The organism is Agrobacterium sp. A3-95 (assembly GCF_053521785.1).
The window spans coordinates 289,172-305,178 of sequence record NZ_JBNWDR010000003.1 but is presented as its reverse complement, the minus strand read 5'-3'; the positions used below and the strand labels follow the sequence as shown (position 1 = coordinate 305,178).

General features: G+C 58.5%; 17 protein-coding genes. 5 read left to right on the top strand and 12 right to left on the bottom strand.

The features are described from left to right. The first annotated feature begins 56 nt into the window (after positions 1-56). Positions 57-1,007, top strand: coding sequence for a metallophosphoesterase family protein (locus ACQZ5Y_RS10890; protein WP_174049840.1), 951 nt, complete (start codon positions 57-59; stop codon positions 1,005-1,007). Positions 1,008-1,215: 208 nt separating this feature from the next. Here ACQZ5Y_RS10890 and leuA read toward each other — a convergent pair whose 3' ends face one another. The 4 genes from leuA to ACQZ5Y_RS10870 form a co-directional block, all read right to left on the bottom strand. Continuing rightward, positions 1,216-2,925, bottom strand: a complete 1,710-nt coding sequence (gene leuA / locus ACQZ5Y_RS10885; RefSeq protein ID WP_003513556.1) for a 2-isopropylmalate synthase — start codon at positions 2,923-2,925, stop codon at positions 1,216-1,218. Between the two features lie 299 nt (positions 2,926-3,224). Continuing rightward, entirely contained in the window at positions 3,225-4,412 is a 1,188-nt protein-coding gene (locus tag ACQZ5Y_RS10880; RefSeq protein WP_025594186.1) for a benzoate/H(+) symporter BenE family transporter, read from the bottom strand. A gap of 88 nt (positions 4,413-4,500) precedes the next feature. Beyond that, a complete protein-coding gene (locus ACQZ5Y_RS10875) occupies positions 4,501-5,145 on the bottom strand; it encodes an NrsF family protein (RefSeq protein WP_174049842.1) in 645 nt (214 codons plus the stop codon). After that, positions 5,142-5,657, bottom strand: coding sequence for a sigma-70 family RNA polymerase sigma factor (locus tag ACQZ5Y_RS10870; RefSeq protein ID WP_003513560.1), 516 nt, complete (start codon positions 5,655-5,657; stop codon positions 5,142-5,144). Before ACQZ5Y_RS10870 ends, ACQZ5Y_RS10875 begins: the two co-directional genes overlap by 4 nt. Positions 5,658-5,875: 218 nt before the next feature. On the opposite strand from ACQZ5Y_RS10870, the gene ACQZ5Y_RS10865 reads away from it, so the two are divergent. Continuing rightward, entirely contained in the window at positions 5,876-6,124 is a 249-nt protein-coding gene (locus ACQZ5Y_RS10865) for a pentapeptide MXKDX repeat protein (protein WP_065659139.1), read from the top strand. Between the two features lie 115 nt (positions 6,125-6,239). Here ACQZ5Y_RS10865 and ACQZ5Y_RS10860 read toward each other — a convergent pair whose 3' ends face one another. Next, positions 6,240-6,821 (bottom strand): ATP-dependent Clp protease proteolytic subunit, encoded by a 582-nt coding sequence (locus ACQZ5Y_RS10860; RefSeq protein ID WP_003513567.1) that lies wholly within the window; start codon positions 6,819-6,821, stop codon positions 6,240-6,242. A 233-nt stretch (positions 6,822-7,054) separates the two neighbouring features. Between ACQZ5Y_RS10860 and ACQZ5Y_RS10855 the strand changes: the two genes are divergently transcribed. Both ACQZ5Y_RS10855 and ACQZ5Y_RS10850 read left to right on the top strand, forming a co-directional pair. Further along, on the top strand, positions 7,055-7,645 hold the full coding sequence (locus ACQZ5Y_RS10855) for a HupE/UreJ family protein (RefSeq protein WP_174049844.1): 591 nt from the start codon (positions 7,055-7,057) through the stop codon (positions 7,643-7,645). A gap of 100 nt (positions 7,646-7,745) precedes the next feature. After that, complete coding sequence (locus tag ACQZ5Y_RS10850; RefSeq protein WP_174049846.1) at positions 7,746-8,501, top strand: DUF2076 domain-containing protein; 756 nt, start codon at positions 7,746-7,748, stop codon at positions 8,499-8,501. 25 nt (positions 8,502-8,526) lie between these two features. On the opposite strand, the gene queF is transcribed toward ACQZ5Y_RS10850, so the two are convergent. The 4 genes from queF to ACQZ5Y_RS10830 form a co-directional block, all read right to left on the bottom strand. After that, on the bottom strand, positions 8,527-8,991 hold the full coding sequence (queF, locus tag ACQZ5Y_RS10845) for a preQ(1) synthase (protein ID WP_112673629.1): 465 nt from the start codon (positions 8,989-8,991) through the stop codon (positions 8,527-8,529). Between the two features lie 17 nt (positions 8,992-9,008). After that, positions 9,009-9,911 (bottom strand): cation diffusion facilitator family transporter, encoded by a 903-nt coding sequence (locus ACQZ5Y_RS10840; RefSeq protein ID WP_003513576.1) that lies wholly within the window; start codon positions 9,909-9,911, stop codon positions 9,009-9,011. 156 nt (positions 9,912-10,067) lie between these two features. Further along, positions 10,068-10,496 carry a glyoxalase superfamily protein gene (locus tag ACQZ5Y_RS10835; protein ID WP_065659137.1) on the bottom strand — a complete coding sequence of 143 codons (429 nt, stop codon included), beginning with the start codon at positions 10,494-10,496 and terminating at the stop codon, positions 10,068-10,070. 69 nt (positions 10,497-10,565) lie between these two features. After that, the gene (locus tag ACQZ5Y_RS10830) at positions 10,566-11,672 is read right to left on the bottom strand and encodes a branched-chain amino acid ABC transporter substrate-binding protein (protein WP_003513582.1); all 1,107 of its coding nucleotides are present in this window, start codon (positions 11,670-11,672) and stop codon (positions 10,566-10,568) included. A gap of 287 nt (positions 11,673-11,959) precedes the next feature. On the opposite strand from ACQZ5Y_RS10830, the gene ACQZ5Y_RS10825 reads away from it, so the two are divergent. Next, a complete protein-coding gene (locus ACQZ5Y_RS10825) occupies positions 11,960-13,135 on the top strand; it encodes a DUF3095 domain-containing protein (RefSeq protein WP_003513584.1) in 1,176 nt (391 codons plus the stop codon). Between the two features lie 119 nt (positions 13,136-13,254). On the opposite strand, the gene ACQZ5Y_RS10820 is transcribed toward ACQZ5Y_RS10825, so the two are convergent. The 3 genes from ACQZ5Y_RS10820 to choW all read right to left on the bottom strand — a co-directional run bounded on the left by ACQZ5Y_RS10820 (position 13,255) and on the right by choW (position 15,995). After that, positions 13,255-13,578: an ArsR/SmtB family transcription factor gene (locus tag ACQZ5Y_RS10820; RefSeq protein ID WP_003513586.1), complete on the bottom strand. Its 324-nt coding sequence runs from the start codon at positions 13,576-13,578 to the stop codon at positions 13,255-13,257. Positions 13,579-14,100: 522 nt separating this feature from the next. After that, the gene (gene choV, locus ACQZ5Y_RS10815) at positions 14,101-15,147 is read right to left on the bottom strand and encodes a choline ABC transporter ATP-binding protein (protein WP_003513591.1); all 1,047 of its coding nucleotides are present in this window, start codon (positions 15,145-15,147) and stop codon (positions 14,101-14,103) included. Next, complete coding sequence (gene choW, locus ACQZ5Y_RS10810; protein WP_003513593.1) at positions 15,144-15,995, bottom strand: choline ABC transporter permease subunit; 852 nt, start codon at positions 15,993-15,995, stop codon at positions 15,144-15,146. The genes choV and choW overlap by 4 nt, the downstream gene beginning before the upstream one ends. Between the last annotated feature and the right edge of the window lie 12 nt (positions 15,996-16,007).

The following is a 16,007-nucleotide window of genomic DNA, read 5'->3' as shown; positions in this document are numbered from 1 at the left end:
CCTTGCCGGCAGGCTTTTATTGGACGTGCCGCATATCATAGGTTATCTCTGCCGCCATGTTCAAACTTGCGCATATTTCAGACGTCCATCTCGGGCCATTGCCAAAACTCACTTTCCGGGAACTTGCATCCAAGCGTATCACCGGTTTCGTCAACTGGCACCGCAACCGCCGCAAGCACCTTTTCACCGACACTCTGGAAAAGCTGCTCGATGATCTCGAAGCCAAATCGCCGGATCATCTGGCTATTACCGGCGATCTCGTCAATCTTGCGACAGGCGTTGAAATTCGTGCCGCCGCCGACTGGCTGGAAGAAGTCGGCGACCCTGAAAAGATCTCGGTCGTTCCCGGCAATCATGACGCCTATGTTTCCGGCGCGCACGACAAGGCCATGCGCGCCTGGTATCCTTATGTGCGTGGCGATGGCGACCCGGCAGAATGGGACGATGACCGCAAGATTTTCCCCTACATGCGCGTGCGCGGTCCCGTCGCACTGATCGGCTGCTCCACCTCGATTGCAACGCCGCCCTTCTCGGCCACCGGCTATTTCGGCAACCGTCAAGCACGCGCAACCGCGGAACTCTTAAAAAAAGCCGGTGAACAAGGGCTGTTCCGCGTGGTGATGATCCATCACCCACCGATCCGCGGTGCGGCGGCTGCGCATAAGCGCATGTTCGGCATTCGCCGTTTCGCGGCAGCGCTTGGCGTTGGCGGCGCCGAACTCGTGCTGCATGGCCACACCCATTTGAACACCGTATACTGGCTGAACACTCACCACGGGCAAGAGCACATCCCGGTCGTCGGCATCGCCTCCGCCAGCCAGGGACCGGGCGGCGAAAAACCGCGCGCGGCCTATAATCTCTTCCATATTTCCGGTGGCCCTGGCACCTGGAACGTCGCCTGCGAACGCCACAGTCTCAACGACACCGGAACGGGTATCGGGCTTGAAGATATCAGGGTATTTTATGAGAATGGTAGGCCGTTGGGGTTTTCGCGGCTGGGGGGATAAACTCCGGAGTGTTGAGGTTAGAGTCTGTGGCTCACCCCCTCTGCCCTGCCGGGCATCTCCCCCACAAGGGGGAGATCGGCAAGACGCTCTTTCGTCAATTCATTCTGAGCGTTGAGATGGGCGAGACCGTGCCTCAGGTCGATCTCCCCCCTTGTGGGGGAGATGTCCGGCAGGACAGAGGGGGGTAAACCCACCCTCAAACCCCCACTTACCTAGCTCGCTCTTCCAGCACCCGATTGGCCGCCGAAACAATCGCCTCCAGCGAAGCGCCAACAATATTCGTATTCACCCCGGCGCCGAACAATTTTCCGCCCGGATGCTCCATCTCAACATAGGCAATGGCGGAAGCATTGGACCCATGTTGCAGCGAATGCTCGGAATAGTCATTCACCGACAGATCGATGCCGAGATAGACCGACAGTGCATTGATGAACCCGTCGATAGGACCGGTGCCCTTGCCCTCGATGCGCTTCACCTCACCGTTATCGGTGATTTCGGCGGCGACAATGCGCACGCCCTTGAAATCGCCCGCCGGATAGGTGTGGTGATCGACGAACTTGATGCGCGCATTCGGCTGCGTCACGTAACGCTCCATGAAGCGCTCGTAGATGCGCTTGGCCGGCAGTTCCACGCCTTCTTCATCGGTGATGCGCTGGATGTCTTCGCGGAACTCCACCTGCAGGTTGCGCGGCAGGTTGATGCCGTAATCCTGCTGGAGAATATAGGCGATTCCGCCCTTGCCGGACTGCGAATTGATGCGGATGATCGCTTCGTAGGAGCGGCCGACATCCTTCGGATCGATCGGCAGATAGGGCACTTCCCATACCGGGTGATTGGCAACCTTGATCGCCTTCATACCCTTGTTGATCGCATCCTGATGCGAGCCGGAAAACGCCGTATAGACCAGTTCGCCGACATAAGGGTGGCGCTCGGGGATCGTCATCTCGTTCGAATATTCGTAGACCGCCTTGATGCGCTCAATATCGCGGCAATCCAGCTCAGGATCGACGCCCTGCGTATACATGTTCAGCGCCAGCGTCACGACGTCGACATTGCCGGTGCGCTCGCCATTGCCGAACAGCGTGCCCTCGACACGGTCCGCACCGGCCATCAGAGCCAGCTCCGTCGCAGCGATGCCAGTGCCGCGGTCGTTGTGCGGATGCAGCGAAATGATGACGTTTTCGCGATTGTCGATATTGCGGCACATCCATTCGATCTGGTCGGCATAGATGTTCGGCGTCGCCATTTCGACTGTGGAAGGCAGGTTCAGGATCAGCTTGTTATCCGCCGTCGGCTTCACCACCTCGACCACCGCGTTGCAGATTTCCAGCGCCACTTCCAGCTCGGTGCCGGTAAAGCTTTCCGGAGAATATTCGAAGCGGAAACCGCCGCCGGCCTTGGCCGCCATGTCGGTGATCATCTTGGCGGCATCGACGGCAATCTGCTTGATGCCGTGCACGTCCTTGCCGAATACCACGCGGCGCTGCAATTCCGAGGTGGAGTTGTAGAAGTGGATGATCGGCTTGTTGGCGCCTTCCAGCGCTTCGAAGGTGCGGGTGATCAGTTCCGGACGGCACTGCACCAGCACCTGCAGGGAAACATCCTCAGGCACATTGCCCTGCTCCACGCACCAGCGGGCAAAATCGAAGTCCGTCTGCGAAGCGGAGGGGAAACCGATCTCGATTTCCTTGAAGCCCATTTCGAGCAGCAGCTTGAACATGCGGGCCTTGCGGTCGTGGCCCATGGGGTTGACCAGCGACTGGTTGCCGTCACGCAGGTCCACCGAACACCAGATCGGCGCCTTGGTGATGGTCTTGCCCGGCCACGTGCGGTCAGGAATATTGATGGTCGGGTAAGGGCGATACTTGACGTTCGCGTCCGACATGCCTTTGGAAATATTGGTGATCTTGCCGTCCATTTCGCTTCCTCCTTGCGCATTCCGCGGGCTTCTCGAGCCATCGGCGGATGCGCGGCCCTCAAGGGCCTAAATCCAGTATAAAATGAGATTTCGAGATGAGGAGCGTTTGCGCCAGCGGGCTTTCGGCCGCCGGGCGCTCCTCACTGGACCCGGCAACCGCGTGTAAGGTCGAGGCTAAGAAGCGAGAGTGCACCGCACGGAGAGGCAATCGCAGAAATCTGCGCGCTCATGCCGGAAATGGTTGCGATGCTGTTGCTCATGGGCAAGCTTATAATCGGCGAAATATTTGGATGCAAGGGCTATTGTCTCTTCAATCCTTTTACGAAACCAGTCAAAGCCATCATCAACCCGCCACCGATCAGCCCCCAGAAGGCACCGGAGACACCGGCGAAGGAAAGGCCGGAGGCGGTGATGAGGAAGGTGATCGCCGCAGCCTCGCGTGTTTCCGGATCCTTGAAAGCCGCAACGGCAGAGCCGGAAAAGGCGCCCACCAGTGCAAGCCCCGCCACCGCCTGAATGAGGACAGGCGGCGCAAGTGCCACGAAAGCCGTGACCGCGCCCGCCAGCAGGCCGAAGACGATGTAGCCCACACCGCCGATGATCGCCGCCCAATAGCGCCGTTTCGGATCGGGATGGGCGTCCTCGCCAGCGCACATCGCCGCCGTAATCGCGGCAAGATTGACTGCATGGCCGCCGAAGGGTGCGGAAAGCAGTGAGAAGAAGCCGGTCGCCGCGAAAAGCGGTCCGGGCTGCGGATCGTAATGATTGACCTTCAGCACTGCGATACCGGGAATATTCTGCGACGCCATGGTGACTATGAAGAGCGGCAGCGCGATGGAAATGACGGCGTGCAGGCTGAAGACGGGCGTCACCCACTCCATCGGAGGCGTCAGCGATTGCGCCACTCGGTCAAGCGCCCCCGCCGGAATATCGACACCGAAGATCATCACAAGCACGAAAGCGGCAAGCGCCGCAGGCACGGCGAAAAGTCGTTTAAAGGCTCCCACCACGATCCAGGCAAGAATGATCGGCAATCCGAGCGCCGGGTTAAAGCCGATCGCCTTGATCGGCGCAAAACACAGGCCGATGATGACCCCGGAAAGCATGGCGTTGGCAAGTGGCGCTGGAATGGAGGCCACCGCTTTTCCGAGCGGCCGGAACAGGCCGGCAATGATGATCAATATGGCGCAGATGATGAACCCGCCCACGGCGGCCGGAAAACCGCCCTCGATCACGCCCGTGGTCGCCAGCAAGGCTGCACCGGGTGTCGACCATGCGATGCTGACAGGCATCCGCGTCGCGACTGAAAGCGCTATCGCGCAAACCCCCATCGCCACCGAAAGCGCCATCAGCCCCGACGCCGCCTCGAAATCCGTCGCACCCACAGCCTTCAGGCCCTGCAACACCACGGCGAAAGAACTGGCAAAGCCGACAAAGGCGGTCAGGCACCCCATGAACAGGCTCTGTACGGAAAGGTCTTTCATCAACATGGCGGTTCCCGGATCTTCTGTTTCCCTTGAAGATCAAAAAACCCAACCGCTGGCAAGATGCCCGCAGGCTGAACAGGTACGCCTTTTACCAGCGCAGAAAACGCGAACCGGCAAAAGCGCCGATCAGGCCGGTGATGAAAATGCCAAGCGAATACCAGATCAGTACGAAAGCCATCCCGTTTTCGGTGCAGAACCAGGAATAAACCCAGGCTCCGGCTGCACCCGCCGCAATGCCCGCCACAAAACCTGCCAAGGCTGGATCAGCCGGGGCTGAGCATTTGAGAACTGAAAAATTCGCCAGGAATACCGGAAGCGCGAAAGCGACGATCAAAAACGGGCAATGCAGCGCGGACGACCCCAGAACAAGCGTCCTGTAATTGTCCGGAAAGGCAAACCCCAGCTGTACGAGCGCTATCGCCGCCATCACAACGAAAATTAGCGCAAGCCAAATGAAAAGGCAGCCGCTGTTCCCCTCGGGGCGGGTAAGGCGGCCGACCGCGAAAAACGCAGTCAGGGCCAGCAGGGCGTTATAGGCGGACTTGATCCAGAAACCCAGCTCGGTCAAGGCGTCGTGCATGTCGACCCGCGGCCCGAGAATGGCAAGCATCAGCAACAGCGAAACGCCAAGGCCGGGCAGGACGGCCAGCGCCAGCCGACGCTCCAGTGACAAGGCAGGCACGGGCTTGAGTCCGCTTGCCAGTTGTTCAATGATGTCTTCCGTCTTCCTCACGTTTCGCCTCGCAACTTTGCCGCCAGCATTTTAAGCGTCCTGTGAATGCCGACCCTCGCCGCAAGCTCGGTCTGGCCGGATTTTTGGGCCGCTTCGGCGATTGACTGACCCTCGAGTTTTACCCTGCGAATGAGGTCGCGTTGCCGCTGCGGCAACTCGTCGAGCAACCGTTCCACATCCATACGTGCCGTGACCTGATCGACGGACGATCCCGCTTCCAGCGTCTCATCAAGTTCCACTTCCGAAAGCTGGCGCGCACCCCTGCCCCTGTAGTGATCGATGAGTTTGTAGCGCGCTATCGAAAAGAACCAGGCGGTAAACGGCCTTGCTCGATCATAGGTCTCGCGTTTGGCGTGAAGCGACAACAGGGTTTCCTGAACGAGATCTTCCACATCCCCCCGTGAAGCGGCCCTCATGCGCCGGTCGAAATAGGCTGTCAGCAGCCTGCGTAGGGCATGGAGCAAATGCCTGTAAGCGCCCTCGTCCCCATCGAGGGAACGCAGCATCAGCATTTTTAATGTCTCTTCCGAAAGGCTGCCTGTCATCGTCACTATCGGGTTATTCGCAATCGGCGGGATATTGTTACATAATGGCGTGAAAAGAATCTCGCCCGAATATGATGTCACAAACGCGTGAGCGTGTAACGACACACGGCCCCCCACCGAATGGACAATCGTGAGCCCCGGTGCAACGCCGGCGGACACTTAATGACGTCCAGAGGAGATCTTTCATGACCCGCATTTTCACCGCCATCGCCACCGCTTCCATGCTGTCTGTTCTTTCTTTCGCAGGCATCGCCCATGCCGACGGCATGAAAACCGATATGACGAAAATGCACAACGACACCATGAAGACGCAGACGATGAAAAAAGGCGACATGTCCATGGCATCCAAAAAGGACTGCATGCACAAGGCTGACATGGAAATGAACAAGATGAAAAAAGCCGACATGATGAAGGCCTGCAACACGATGAAGTGATGCCGGCCGAACATTCAATGCACATGACCGGGAGCGGCACGTATCATCCGGCCTGAATGAAAAAGCCCGTGCCGGTTTCCACCGGCACGGGCTCTCTCAACTAAAAATCAAAACCTTAAACTTCCGACTGGCTCTCGACGATCTTGCCGACGAGGCCGTAGCCCTTGGCTTCTTCAGCGCCGAGCCAGTAATCGCGATCGATGTCCTTGGCGATCTTTTCTTCGCTCTGGCCGGTGGCCTTGGCGAAGATCTTGATCAGGCGCTGGTTCATCTTGATGATTTCGCGGGCCTGGATTTCGATGTCGGATGCCATGCCGCGCGTGCCGCCGGAGGGCTGGTGCAGCAGGAAGCGGGTGTTCGGCAGGCAAAGGCGACGTTCCTTCGGCACCGAAACATAGATCAGCGCGCCAGCGGAAGCGACCCAGCCCGTACCGATGATATAAACCTTCGGCTTGATGAACTTGATCATGTCATGGATAGAATCACCCGATTCGACATGGCCGCCCGGCGAATTGACGTAAACGCGAATGTCGTCGTCGCTGGCGGCGGCAAGTGCCACGAGCTGCGTGCAGACCTTCTGCGCCAATTCCTGCGTGATGCCACCATAGATGAAGATCGAACGCGACTTGAAAAGATTCGCTTCCGTTTCCTTGCCGATCGGCAGTTCCTTGCTCTTGTCGTCTTCGTCTTCGTTCATCAGCGGCTCTCCAGCGTAATTCATGCATGCCCTTCGGACATAGTGCGACTTGTTACGTAAGGCAATGAGCAAAAAAGGCAAGGTTTGCGCCCCAACAATAAACATCGCCCCCGGCAGATGACGCATGGACAGCCTCTCCGGGTTCGCGGTATCGTCAGGTCCTCATTGCAGTGCCGCCGATTGCGGGAACCCCAAGATCCCCTTGCTGGCGGCGATAATCAAAAGAGGGAATCATGCTGAAAAGACTAAGCCTTGCTGCCGCAGCGCTCGGCGCCACCGCCCTGCCCGCTTTCGCCCATTTGAACCCCGAAGAACACGGCTCCTTCATGGCTGGCGTCTCCCACCCCTTCTTCGGTGCGGATCATATTCTGGCAATGGTTGCCGTCGGTCTCTGGGCATCGCAGATCGCCATGACGCAGAATGACCGCAAGGCGCTGTGGATCGTGCCTGCCGCCTTCGTCGGCACCATGGCCATTGGTTTCCTCATGGCCGTTTATGGCATCGGCCTTCCGTTTGTTGAACCGGCCATCCTGGCCTCCGTCATCGGCCTCGGCCTGCTGGTCACGATTGCGGCAAAGCTGCCGACGGCAGCCGCTGCGGCCGTGGTCGGCGCTTTTGCCCTTTTCCACGGCCATGCCCATGGCGGTGAACTCGGGAGCGCCGGCGCCCTGCAATTCGGCATCGGTTTCATGATAGCAACCGCGATCCTGCATCTCGCAGGCATCGTGCTTGGCCTGCGCATTGCCCGTTTCGGCTCGGCCGCAAGCCGTACCGCCGGCGCACTGACGGCGATAGCGGGCCTTTCGCTTGCCTTCGGCGGGTGACGATCATTACCGAAATTTAAAGTTTCGGCCGCTTTGAAAAGCCTGAATTTGGACCTACCTCCTTATCGTTGATTTCCGCTTCACGGTAAGGAGGCATCATATGTCACCGGAAGAAAGCCAACTTCTCAAGGCCCTGTTCGACAGGACAAAAGCCGCATCCGCCACTCCGCGCGACCGCGAGGCGGAAATATTGATCGCAGATGCCGTGCGCGATCAGCCCGCAGCCCCCTATTATCTCGCCCAGGCGGTGATTGTTCAGGAAAAAGGTCTGGAAGCGGCAGCAGCACACATCCAACAGCTCGAAGACCGCATCCATGCGCTGGAAAGCGGTAATGCGGCCCCGCAAGCAGCCGCACAGGGTGGTTTTCTGAGTTCGATCTTCGGCACCGGCCAACAGCAATCAACTGCTCCGGCGCCCGTCTCGCCACCGCCCCAGACATCATGGCGCAACGATACCGCAGGCCAGACAGCCGGTCCCTGGGGCTCACCAGCCGGCCGCGCACCTGATCAGCAGCCCGGCGGCCTCTGGAGCCAGCAACCCGCAGCAGCCGGACGCTCCGGCGGCGGTTTCCTGCAAGGTGCGCTCGGCGCTGCTGCAGGTGTTGCCGGCGGCATGCTGCTCGCCAATTCGCTGAGCGGTATTTTTGGCAACCACGCATCGTCGCTCGGCATTGGCTCGCCATTCGGCGGCGGCAATCCGCTGGGCAACAACGCACCGGTCGAAGAAACCGTCATCAACAACTACTACGGCGACAGTTTCTCCCAGCCGGACAATAGTAACGATGTCCAGCAGGCCGACTACGACGACAGCGCCGATGACGATTTCGATCAAGGCGACGACGGGTCGTTCGCCTGAACGTTTTCAACAGTGAAAAGCCGGATCAGCCGCGGCCGCGATAGGTCGGCACACCCTGATCCGGCAACCACACGCCATCGGGCACTGGTCCGGTCTGCCAGAAAACGTCAATCGGAATACCGCCGCGCGGATACCAGTAAGCGCCGATGCGCAGCCATTTCGGCTGCAACAGCTCCACCAGCCGCCTGGCGATATAGACCGAGCAATCCTCGTGAAATGCGCCGTGGTTGCGGAAGGATTGCAGGAATAGCTTCAGCGACTTCGATTCCACCAGAAAATCACCGGCAATATAGTCGATGACGATATGGGCGAAATCCGGCTGTCCGGTCATCGGGCAAAGCGAAGTGAATTCGGGTGCTGTGAACCGCACCACGTAATCGGTACCGGCATTGCCGTTCGGCACCTTTTCGAGAATGGCCTTTTCCGGGCTCTCGGGCGTATCGACCTTCGCGCCCAGCTGCGACAGGCTGGAAACATCCGTCACGGACATGGAAAACTCCTGCTTATTCAAACGATCACTTTGACGCCATGCGCCTTTTCGCCTTCCGGCTCAACGTGAATGGCAAGGCTGGCACCCGGTATGACTTCCCTTATGGCATCTTCAAGGCGGTCGCAAATATCGTGCGCCTCCCGCACCGTCATCGGGGCGGGAACAACGACGTGGAAATCGATGAAGGCGGCCGAACCGGCGCGGCGGGTTCTAAGATCATGCACGCCGATGATGCCGACGGAATTTTCGGCGATCGCCTTCTTGATCGCCTCGTCTTCTTCCGGTTCCACCGCCCGGTCCATCAACCCGCCGAGCGAATGCAAAATGACCTTCGATCCCTGGAACAGGATGTTGATGGCCACCAGAATGGCGAGCAGCGGATCGAGAATGGCGTAACCCGTCAGAAGCGCCAGAACCAGGCCGACCAGCACGCCTGCCGACGTTACGACATCCGACATGATATGATGACCATCCGCCTTGAGGGCTGGTGAAGCGTATTTCCGGCCGACGCGGATGAGGATTGTCGCCCAGACGGCGTTGATGACGCCCGCTGACGCGTTGATGGCAAGACCGAGAACCGGCGCTTCCGGCAGCTTCGGGTTGAAGAGACCACCCCAGGCTTCCTGCACGATCAGAAGTGCGGCGACGACGATCAGCACGCCCTCGACGACAGCCGAGATATATTCCGCCTTGTGATGGCCGAACTGGTGATCGTCATCTGCGGGCTTCTGCGCATAACGGATGACGAAATAGGCAATGAAGGCCGCAACAACGTTGACGGTCGATTCCAGACCGTCCGACAGCAGCGCTACCGACCCTGTGACCCACCACGCCACGAGCTTGAGGCCAAGCACGCCGAAAGAAAGTGGAATGCCCCAGAATGCGAGCTTCCTTACCAGTGCATTGCCTTCAGTGTTCATTTTTTGCCCCCGTGCGGATGCGAACGAATTGCAGAACTGACCGCCAAAACGCACGAACCGCGCGCACGGGGTCTCCGTGCACGCGGCTCGCTATTTGCGCTTCCTATCGTTCAAACCGCAGCCGAGGTCAAGACCCATGAGGTCACGTCGAAGACGTCACCCCTCGCTTTTCTGCTCACAGAAACGGATACGGTTGCCGAATGGATCGATGACTTCCATGACATCGCCCCAGGGCAATTCTTCGACACCAGGCTTCAGGAAGCGGTAGTCTTTGCCGACCAGCTCTTTTTGGAAGGCATGAACGCCGTGCATGGTGGCGAAGATATTGGAGCCCGGCGTCGCGTCGCCATGATGGCCGCTGAGGTGAAGCCCCATTCCGGCCCGCGAAACCTGCATGTAGAGCGGGAAGTTTTCGCCGAAGCGGTGTTCCCAGTCGACCTTGAAACCGAGAAAATCAACATAGAATTCCCGCGCCTTGGCCTCATCGAAAATTCTGAGAATCGGGAATATCCGCGCAAAGCCAATGTGAGGAAGGTTTTCCCCACCCGCCGCGCTTGCATCCCGGGCGTCCACGTCACTGCCCATTCTGCTTGCCCCTTGTCAGGCGACGGAGATGGTACCGGCCGCAACGGATGCGGCCGGTACGCCTTATCCTTATTCGGCTGCGACGATCTTGCCGTCCTGCCACTTGTAGAGCGAGAAAGCCTGCGACGACAGGTCGCCACTCTCGCCATAGGTGACCTTGCCGATCGCCGTGGCAAAAGCGTCACCGCTCTTCAGAGCCGTGATGACCGCTTCGGAATCCTTTGCGCTTCCAGCCTTCTCGATGCCGGCCTTCAGCACTTCGACGGCAGCGTAAGCGTTAAGGGTGAAGGCTTCCGCAGGAATGTTGGCGGCCTTTAGAGCTTCGGCAGCAGCCTTGGAATCTTCGTTCTTCAGGGCGTCGGAGGCGTTGGTGAAGATCGTGCCTTCACCAGCCTTGGCACCGATGTTCCAGAACTCGCTGTTCGACAGGCCGTCACCGCCGATAACGGCAGCCTTGGCGCCGATATCGTTCAACTGGCGCACCAGAAGACCGGCTTCAGGATGGTAACCGCCGAAATAGACGATATCGACATTTTCAGACTTCAGGCGGGCCGTCAGCGCGCCGAGATCCTTTTCGCCTGGTGTCAGCGCGTCATAGAGAACTTCGGTAACGCCACCGGCATTCAGCGTGGTCTTGAAGGCATCCGCCAGACCCTTACCGTAAGCGCCCTTGTCGTGAATGATGGCGACCTTCTTGTCCTTGAGCTTGGCAAGAACGTATTTCGCCGCAACTTCTGCCTGCTGGTCGTCCCGACCGCAAGTGCGGAAAACATTGGTAAGGCCACGGTTCGTCAGGCCCGGCGAGGTCGCCGTGGGGGTGATCATCAGGACACCGTTTTCAGCAAACACGTCCGATGCCGGAATGGCAACGCCTGACGTGACCGGACCGACGACGAAATGGATGCCTTCGGCAACCAGCTGGTTTGCGGCCGACACACCCTGCTTCGGCTCGCCGCCATCGTCTGCAAGCTTCAGAACGACCTGCTCTCCGAGAATGCCGCCCTTCTTGTTGATTTCATTGACTGCCGTCTGGGCGCCGTTCTTGACCTGGTCGCCATAGGCGGCGACGGGACCGGTAAGCGGCGCAATCAGGCCGATGACGATTTCGGCATGGGCAAGCGGTGCGAATGCGAAGGACGCTGCAAGCGTCACGCTGGTCAATGTCTTCAGTTTCATCCTGGTGTCTCCTTGGAAATGGGGTCTCAGCCCCGATGAGCGCCTTGGGCGCCGACCGAATGAAACTTCGCGGACGCCTCCCGGCGAAAACCCGTTCCATTTTTGAATTCCGAGCCTTCATTTCAACTCATACGGAAGGTTTGATGGCTTATGCAAGTCACCTTTGCTGGATAAGGTCTATTCGCGGTAAATCTATCGTCAGGCCAGCCTCGATCGTGTCATCGAAACGGGCAAGCGCAACGGCGTAAACGCTTGGCGTTTGGTCGCCGCAGGAGGATAATGGCGGCATGATAACAGCAGATGACGAATTTCTGACGGGCCTGCCCGTCTTCCGACATTTCGAGGACGTGGCCGACCCGGCGCTTTATCGCGCCCTGCCGCCGGGATGGGCGCTGGCCATTGCCGATATCATCGATTCGACAGGGGCGATCGGGACCGGCAGATATAAGTCCGTCAACATGGCGGGCGCTGCGGTCATCTCAGGCATATCGAACAGCCTCGGGCGTCACGACCTGCCCTTCGTGTTCGGTGGCGATGGAGCCGCCGTTGCGGTGCCACCGAACGGGATATCCCTTGCGCGCACCGCCCTTTCGAACGTGCAGCGCTGGGTGAAGGACGATCTCGATCTTTCGATGCGTGTGGCGCTTGTTCCGGTGGAGGACATACGCAACAACGGCTTCGATGTGCGCGTCGCGCGCTTTCAGGCAAGCGAGGATGTTTCCTACGCCATGTTTTCGGGCGGCGGCAACAGCTGGGCCGAGGCGCGGATGAAGGAGGGGCAATATGCCCTGCCTACGGTTGCGACAGGCGGTCGGCCGGACCTGACCGGCCTTTCATGCCGCTGGAACCCCATTCCGGCGACCCATGGCAAGGTAGTGTCGATCATCGCCATGCCGGGACCCTCACTGGATATGCCGGCATTCCGCCAGCTGGTCATCGATCTCGTCGATCTGGCCACGCAGGACGCAAGACAAGGCCACCCCGTACCGGAGGACGGGCCGAAACTGGGCTTCGTGCGGGAAGGCCTCGGTCTGGAAGCCAGGGCAGGTGCGGCCTATCACGATAGCTGGGGCAAGGTGCGCCGTTCGCTGCGCATTCTCGGCGAGAGCTTCCTCGTGAATTTCCTCGGCATGACGGGATTGTCGCTCGGACGGTTTAATGCGGATCGCTATCGTCGCTCGGTTGCCAGCAACACCGATTTCCGGAAATTCGACGATGGCCTGAAAATGACGGTTGATATCGACGCCGAGAGGCTCGAAAAGATCCGTGCGCGGCTGGAGCTGGGGCGCCTTTCCGGCACCTGCTATTTCGGCCTGCACGAGCAGGACGCCGCATTGATGACCTGTATCGTGCCCTCCCCGCTTTCGAAGGACCATATGCATTTCGTCGATGGTGCCGACGGTGGATATGCGGCTGCGGCAAGCCGCCTAAAGCAACAGATACAGGCTGCGTCTTCGCCCTGAGTGGCGCGGGCGACTTTTCACCGCATTACATGCGAGCCACACGCCAAAAAAAGAAAAAACCGGCGTCATGCGCCGGTTTCAACGGAATGGCACCGCCGGACCGTGGGATGGCCGTTAGATCAAGCGGCAGCAGTCTTGCTGCTCTTCTGCACCTGGCAATAAATCTCCTCGAGGGAAGCGAGGATTTTTTTGACGGATTCGGAATTGCTGGAATAATAGATGGTCTGAGCATCCCGTCTTGTTTTCACCAGCCGCTGGGCACGCAATTTCGAAAGATGTTGCGAGAGCGCGGACTGGCTGAGACCAACTTGGGAGGCGAGAACACCGACCGGCACTTCCGTATCCACCAGCGTGCACAAGATCATCAGGCGCTTGGGATTTGCCATCGCTGAGAGCAAGTCTGCAGCGGCGATGCTATGTTCCGACAGAGATTGGTTATCCATACGCTCAAGTCTCCTGATGACAGTCGGAAAGACCGTCATGGTGGCTATTATAGGTGGTCCAAAAGGTGTTTTTTATAATTCAGTCGATACGTTGTATATACCTAAATCTTGCTTATATCGTGTCCCCCTCCAAGACTATTCTTCATTTATCATTTACCTGGACATCTTGATCAAATTTTCAGACTTTCGCCTGTTTTTCGTCATTTTAGCAACAAACTGCTACATTCTCAGTAGTATTTGGAGCAAAAAACAATCAAAAATTGAGCACACAAATCTTGTCTTCCAATGTCTGGCTTCGTGACCACTACCTTACACCACCTTAAATTTAGCAAGGAGGTACAGAATCTAGTTTTACTTTGCGCAATTTTCTCAAAGTTTGCAATATGCTTTTTATTCGTAATTATTTTAATGCATAACTTATAATGTCTCGGGTATTCTTTTTCTTTATACCAGCATTAGGTAATACAAAAAGGCCTTCCGGTGAGGAAGGCCTTTCGTTTTCTCGACCAATGCGAGTGTTTCTCATTTCTTGCGGTGGCGAGTGAGGCCTGTCACAATTTCGTCTGCGGAAATCGTGCCTATAATTGCGCCATTATCGACAACACCGATCGCGCCGGAATGTTTCGAGAGCGCATCGAGGATATCGATCAGCGGCGATGTCGGACGGGCGGTGGCGGCCACGTTCAACCGGCCGTTTTGTTCGTCCACGCCTGGCTTCATCACGTCCGCGGCGGTCAGCATGGAGATCGGGTTCATGTTCTGCACGAAATCCGCGACATATTGCGTAGCCGGTTGCTTGACGATCTGCTGCGGCGTGCCGCACTGGATGATACGCCCGCCCTCCATCATGGCGATGCGGTTGCCGATGCGGAATGCCTCGTCCAGATCGTGACTGACGAAGAGGATGGTTTTCTTCAACCGGCTCTGGAACTCCAGAAGTTCGTCCTGAAGGCGGCTTCTGATGAGCGGGTCGAGCGCCGAGAACGGCTCGTCCATCAGGAGAATGGGCGCTCCGGTTGCGAAGGCGCGCGCCAGCCCTACGCGCTGCTGCATGCCGCCGGAAAGCTCCCCCACCTTGCGGTCAGCCCAGGCGGACAGGTTCACCAGCTCAAGCTGCTCGGCCACCATGCGCTTGCGCTCGGCTTCCGGCGTCCCGGAAAGCTCCAGCCCGAAACCGACATTGTCGGCAACGTTTCGCCAGGGCAGCAGGCCGAATTGCTGGAAGACCATCGAAACCGTATGCATGCGCAGATCGCGCAGCGCCTTCGCCGTCGCCCGATAGGGATCGACAAAACCGGACGCCGTCTTCACGCTGACATTGCCGCGCACCACAGGCGCAAGGCCGTTAACGGCCCTGAGCAGCGTCGATTTACCGGAGCCCGAAAGCCCCATGAGCACGAGTATCTCGCCCTCATTTACCGAAAGCGAGGCATTCGCAACGCCGAGGACCAGTCCGGTCTGCTCGTTTATCTCGTCACGCGTGCTGCCCTTGTCGATCAGCGCCAGCGCCGCCTCGGGCCGGTCGCCGAAGACGATATCGACATTTCCGAAGATGATTGCATCACTCATAGATCATGCTCCGTGCCGGGAAGGCGGAAAAGTCGGTCGAGAACGATCGCCAATATGACGATGCACAACCCCGCTTCGAAGCCCATGGCGATGTTGACGGTGTTCAATGCGCGTACCACCGGCACCCCAAGGCCGTTGGCGCCGACGAGGGCGGAGATGACCACCATCGAAAGCGAAAGCATGATCGTCTGGGTAAGACCCGCCATGATCTGCGGCGCAGCGAAGGGAAGCTCTACCTTGCGCAGAACCTGCGATGGCGTGGCACCGAAGGCGATGGCCGCTTCCACCAGCGCCGGCGGCGTCGAAACGATGCCGAGACGGGTCAGTCGCACGGGCGCGGGAATGGCGAAGATGACCGTGGCGATAAGCCCGGGAACCATGCCGAGGCCGAACAGCACTAGCGCCGGAATGAGATAGACGAAGGTCGGAATGGTCTGCATCAAATCCAGCACCGGGCGCATGCCGGCATAGATCCACTTGCGCCGCGCCGCCAGTATTCCAAGCGGTATGCCGATGATCATGCAGACCGCGCTGGAGGCAAGAACGAGCGCCAGCGTTTCCGTCGTCGCCTTCCAGTACCCCAGATTGATGATGAACAGCAGACCAAGCGCCGTAAAGACCGGCATGCCGACCGACCGCCTCGTCCAGGCTGAAAGAGCCGTCACAATCGCGACGATGACCAGCGGATGCGGCGCCTGCAAAACGTAAAGCAGGGCGTTAATGACGCTTTGGAAAATGAAAGAAAGCCAATCGAAGAAAAAAGCGAGATTGCCGGTCAGCCAGTCAATGGCCTCCTTGGCATATCGGCCGACGGGCAGGCGGTTTTCAGGAGCGCTGAGCCATTCCACGGTAAGACAAGA

Excerpts from the sequence above, each read along its gene's own strand:
- ACQZ5Y_RS10850 (WP_174049846.1), top strand. The coding sequence starts at position 7,746 with ATGTCACCGGAAGAAAGCCAACTTCTCAAGGCCCTGTTCGACAGGACA.
- ACQZ5Y_RS10820 (WP_003513586.1), bottom strand. The coding sequence starts at position 13,578 with ATGGATAACCAATCTCTGTCGGAACATAGCATCGCCGCTGCAGACTTG.
- queF (WP_112673629.1), bottom strand. The coding sequence starts at position 8,991 with ATGTCCGTGACGGATGTTTCCAGCCTGTCGCAGCTGGGCGCGAAGGTC.
- leuA (WP_003513556.1), bottom strand. The coding sequence starts at position 2,925 with ATGGACGGCAAGATCACCAATATTTCCAAAGGCATGTCGGACGCGAAC.
- ACQZ5Y_RS10855 (WP_174049844.1), top strand. The coding sequence starts at position 7,055 with ATGCTGAAAAGACTAAGCCTTGCTGCCGCAGCGCTCGGCGCCACCGCC.
- ACQZ5Y_RS10890 (WP_174049840.1), top strand. The coding sequence starts at position 57 with ATGTTCAAACTTGCGCATATTTCAGACGTCCATCTCGGGCCATTGCCA.
- choV (WP_003513591.1), bottom strand. The coding sequence starts at position 15,147 with ATGAGTGATGCAATCATCTTCGGAAATGTCGATATCGTCTTCGGCGAC.
- ACQZ5Y_RS10830 (WP_003513582.1), bottom strand. The coding sequence starts at position 11,672 with ATGAAACTGAAGACATTGACCAGCGTGACGCTTGCAGCGTCCTTCGCA.
- ACQZ5Y_RS10870 (WP_003513560.1), bottom strand. The coding sequence starts at position 5,657 with ATGCTGATGCTGCGTTCCCTCGATGGGGACGAGGGCGCTTACAGGCAT.
- ACQZ5Y_RS10835 (WP_065659137.1), bottom strand. The coding sequence starts at position 10,496 with ATGGGCAGTGACGTGGACGCCCGGGATGCAAGCGCGGCGGGTGGGGAA.
- ACQZ5Y_RS10860 (WP_003513567.1), bottom strand. The coding sequence starts at position 6,821 with ATGAACGAAGACGAAGACGACAAGAGCAAGGAACTGCCGATCGGCAAG.
- ACQZ5Y_RS10840 (WP_003513576.1), bottom strand. The coding sequence starts at position 9,911 with ATGAACACTGAAGGCAATGCACTGGTAAGGAAGCTCGCATTCTGGGGC.
- ACQZ5Y_RS10825 (WP_003513584.1), top strand. The coding sequence starts at position 11,960 with ATGATAACAGCAGATGACGAATTTCTGACGGGCCTGCCCGTCTTCCGA.
- ACQZ5Y_RS10865 (WP_065659139.1), top strand. The coding sequence starts at position 5,876 with ATGACCCGCATTTTCACCGCCATCGCCACCGCTTCCATGCTGTCTGTT.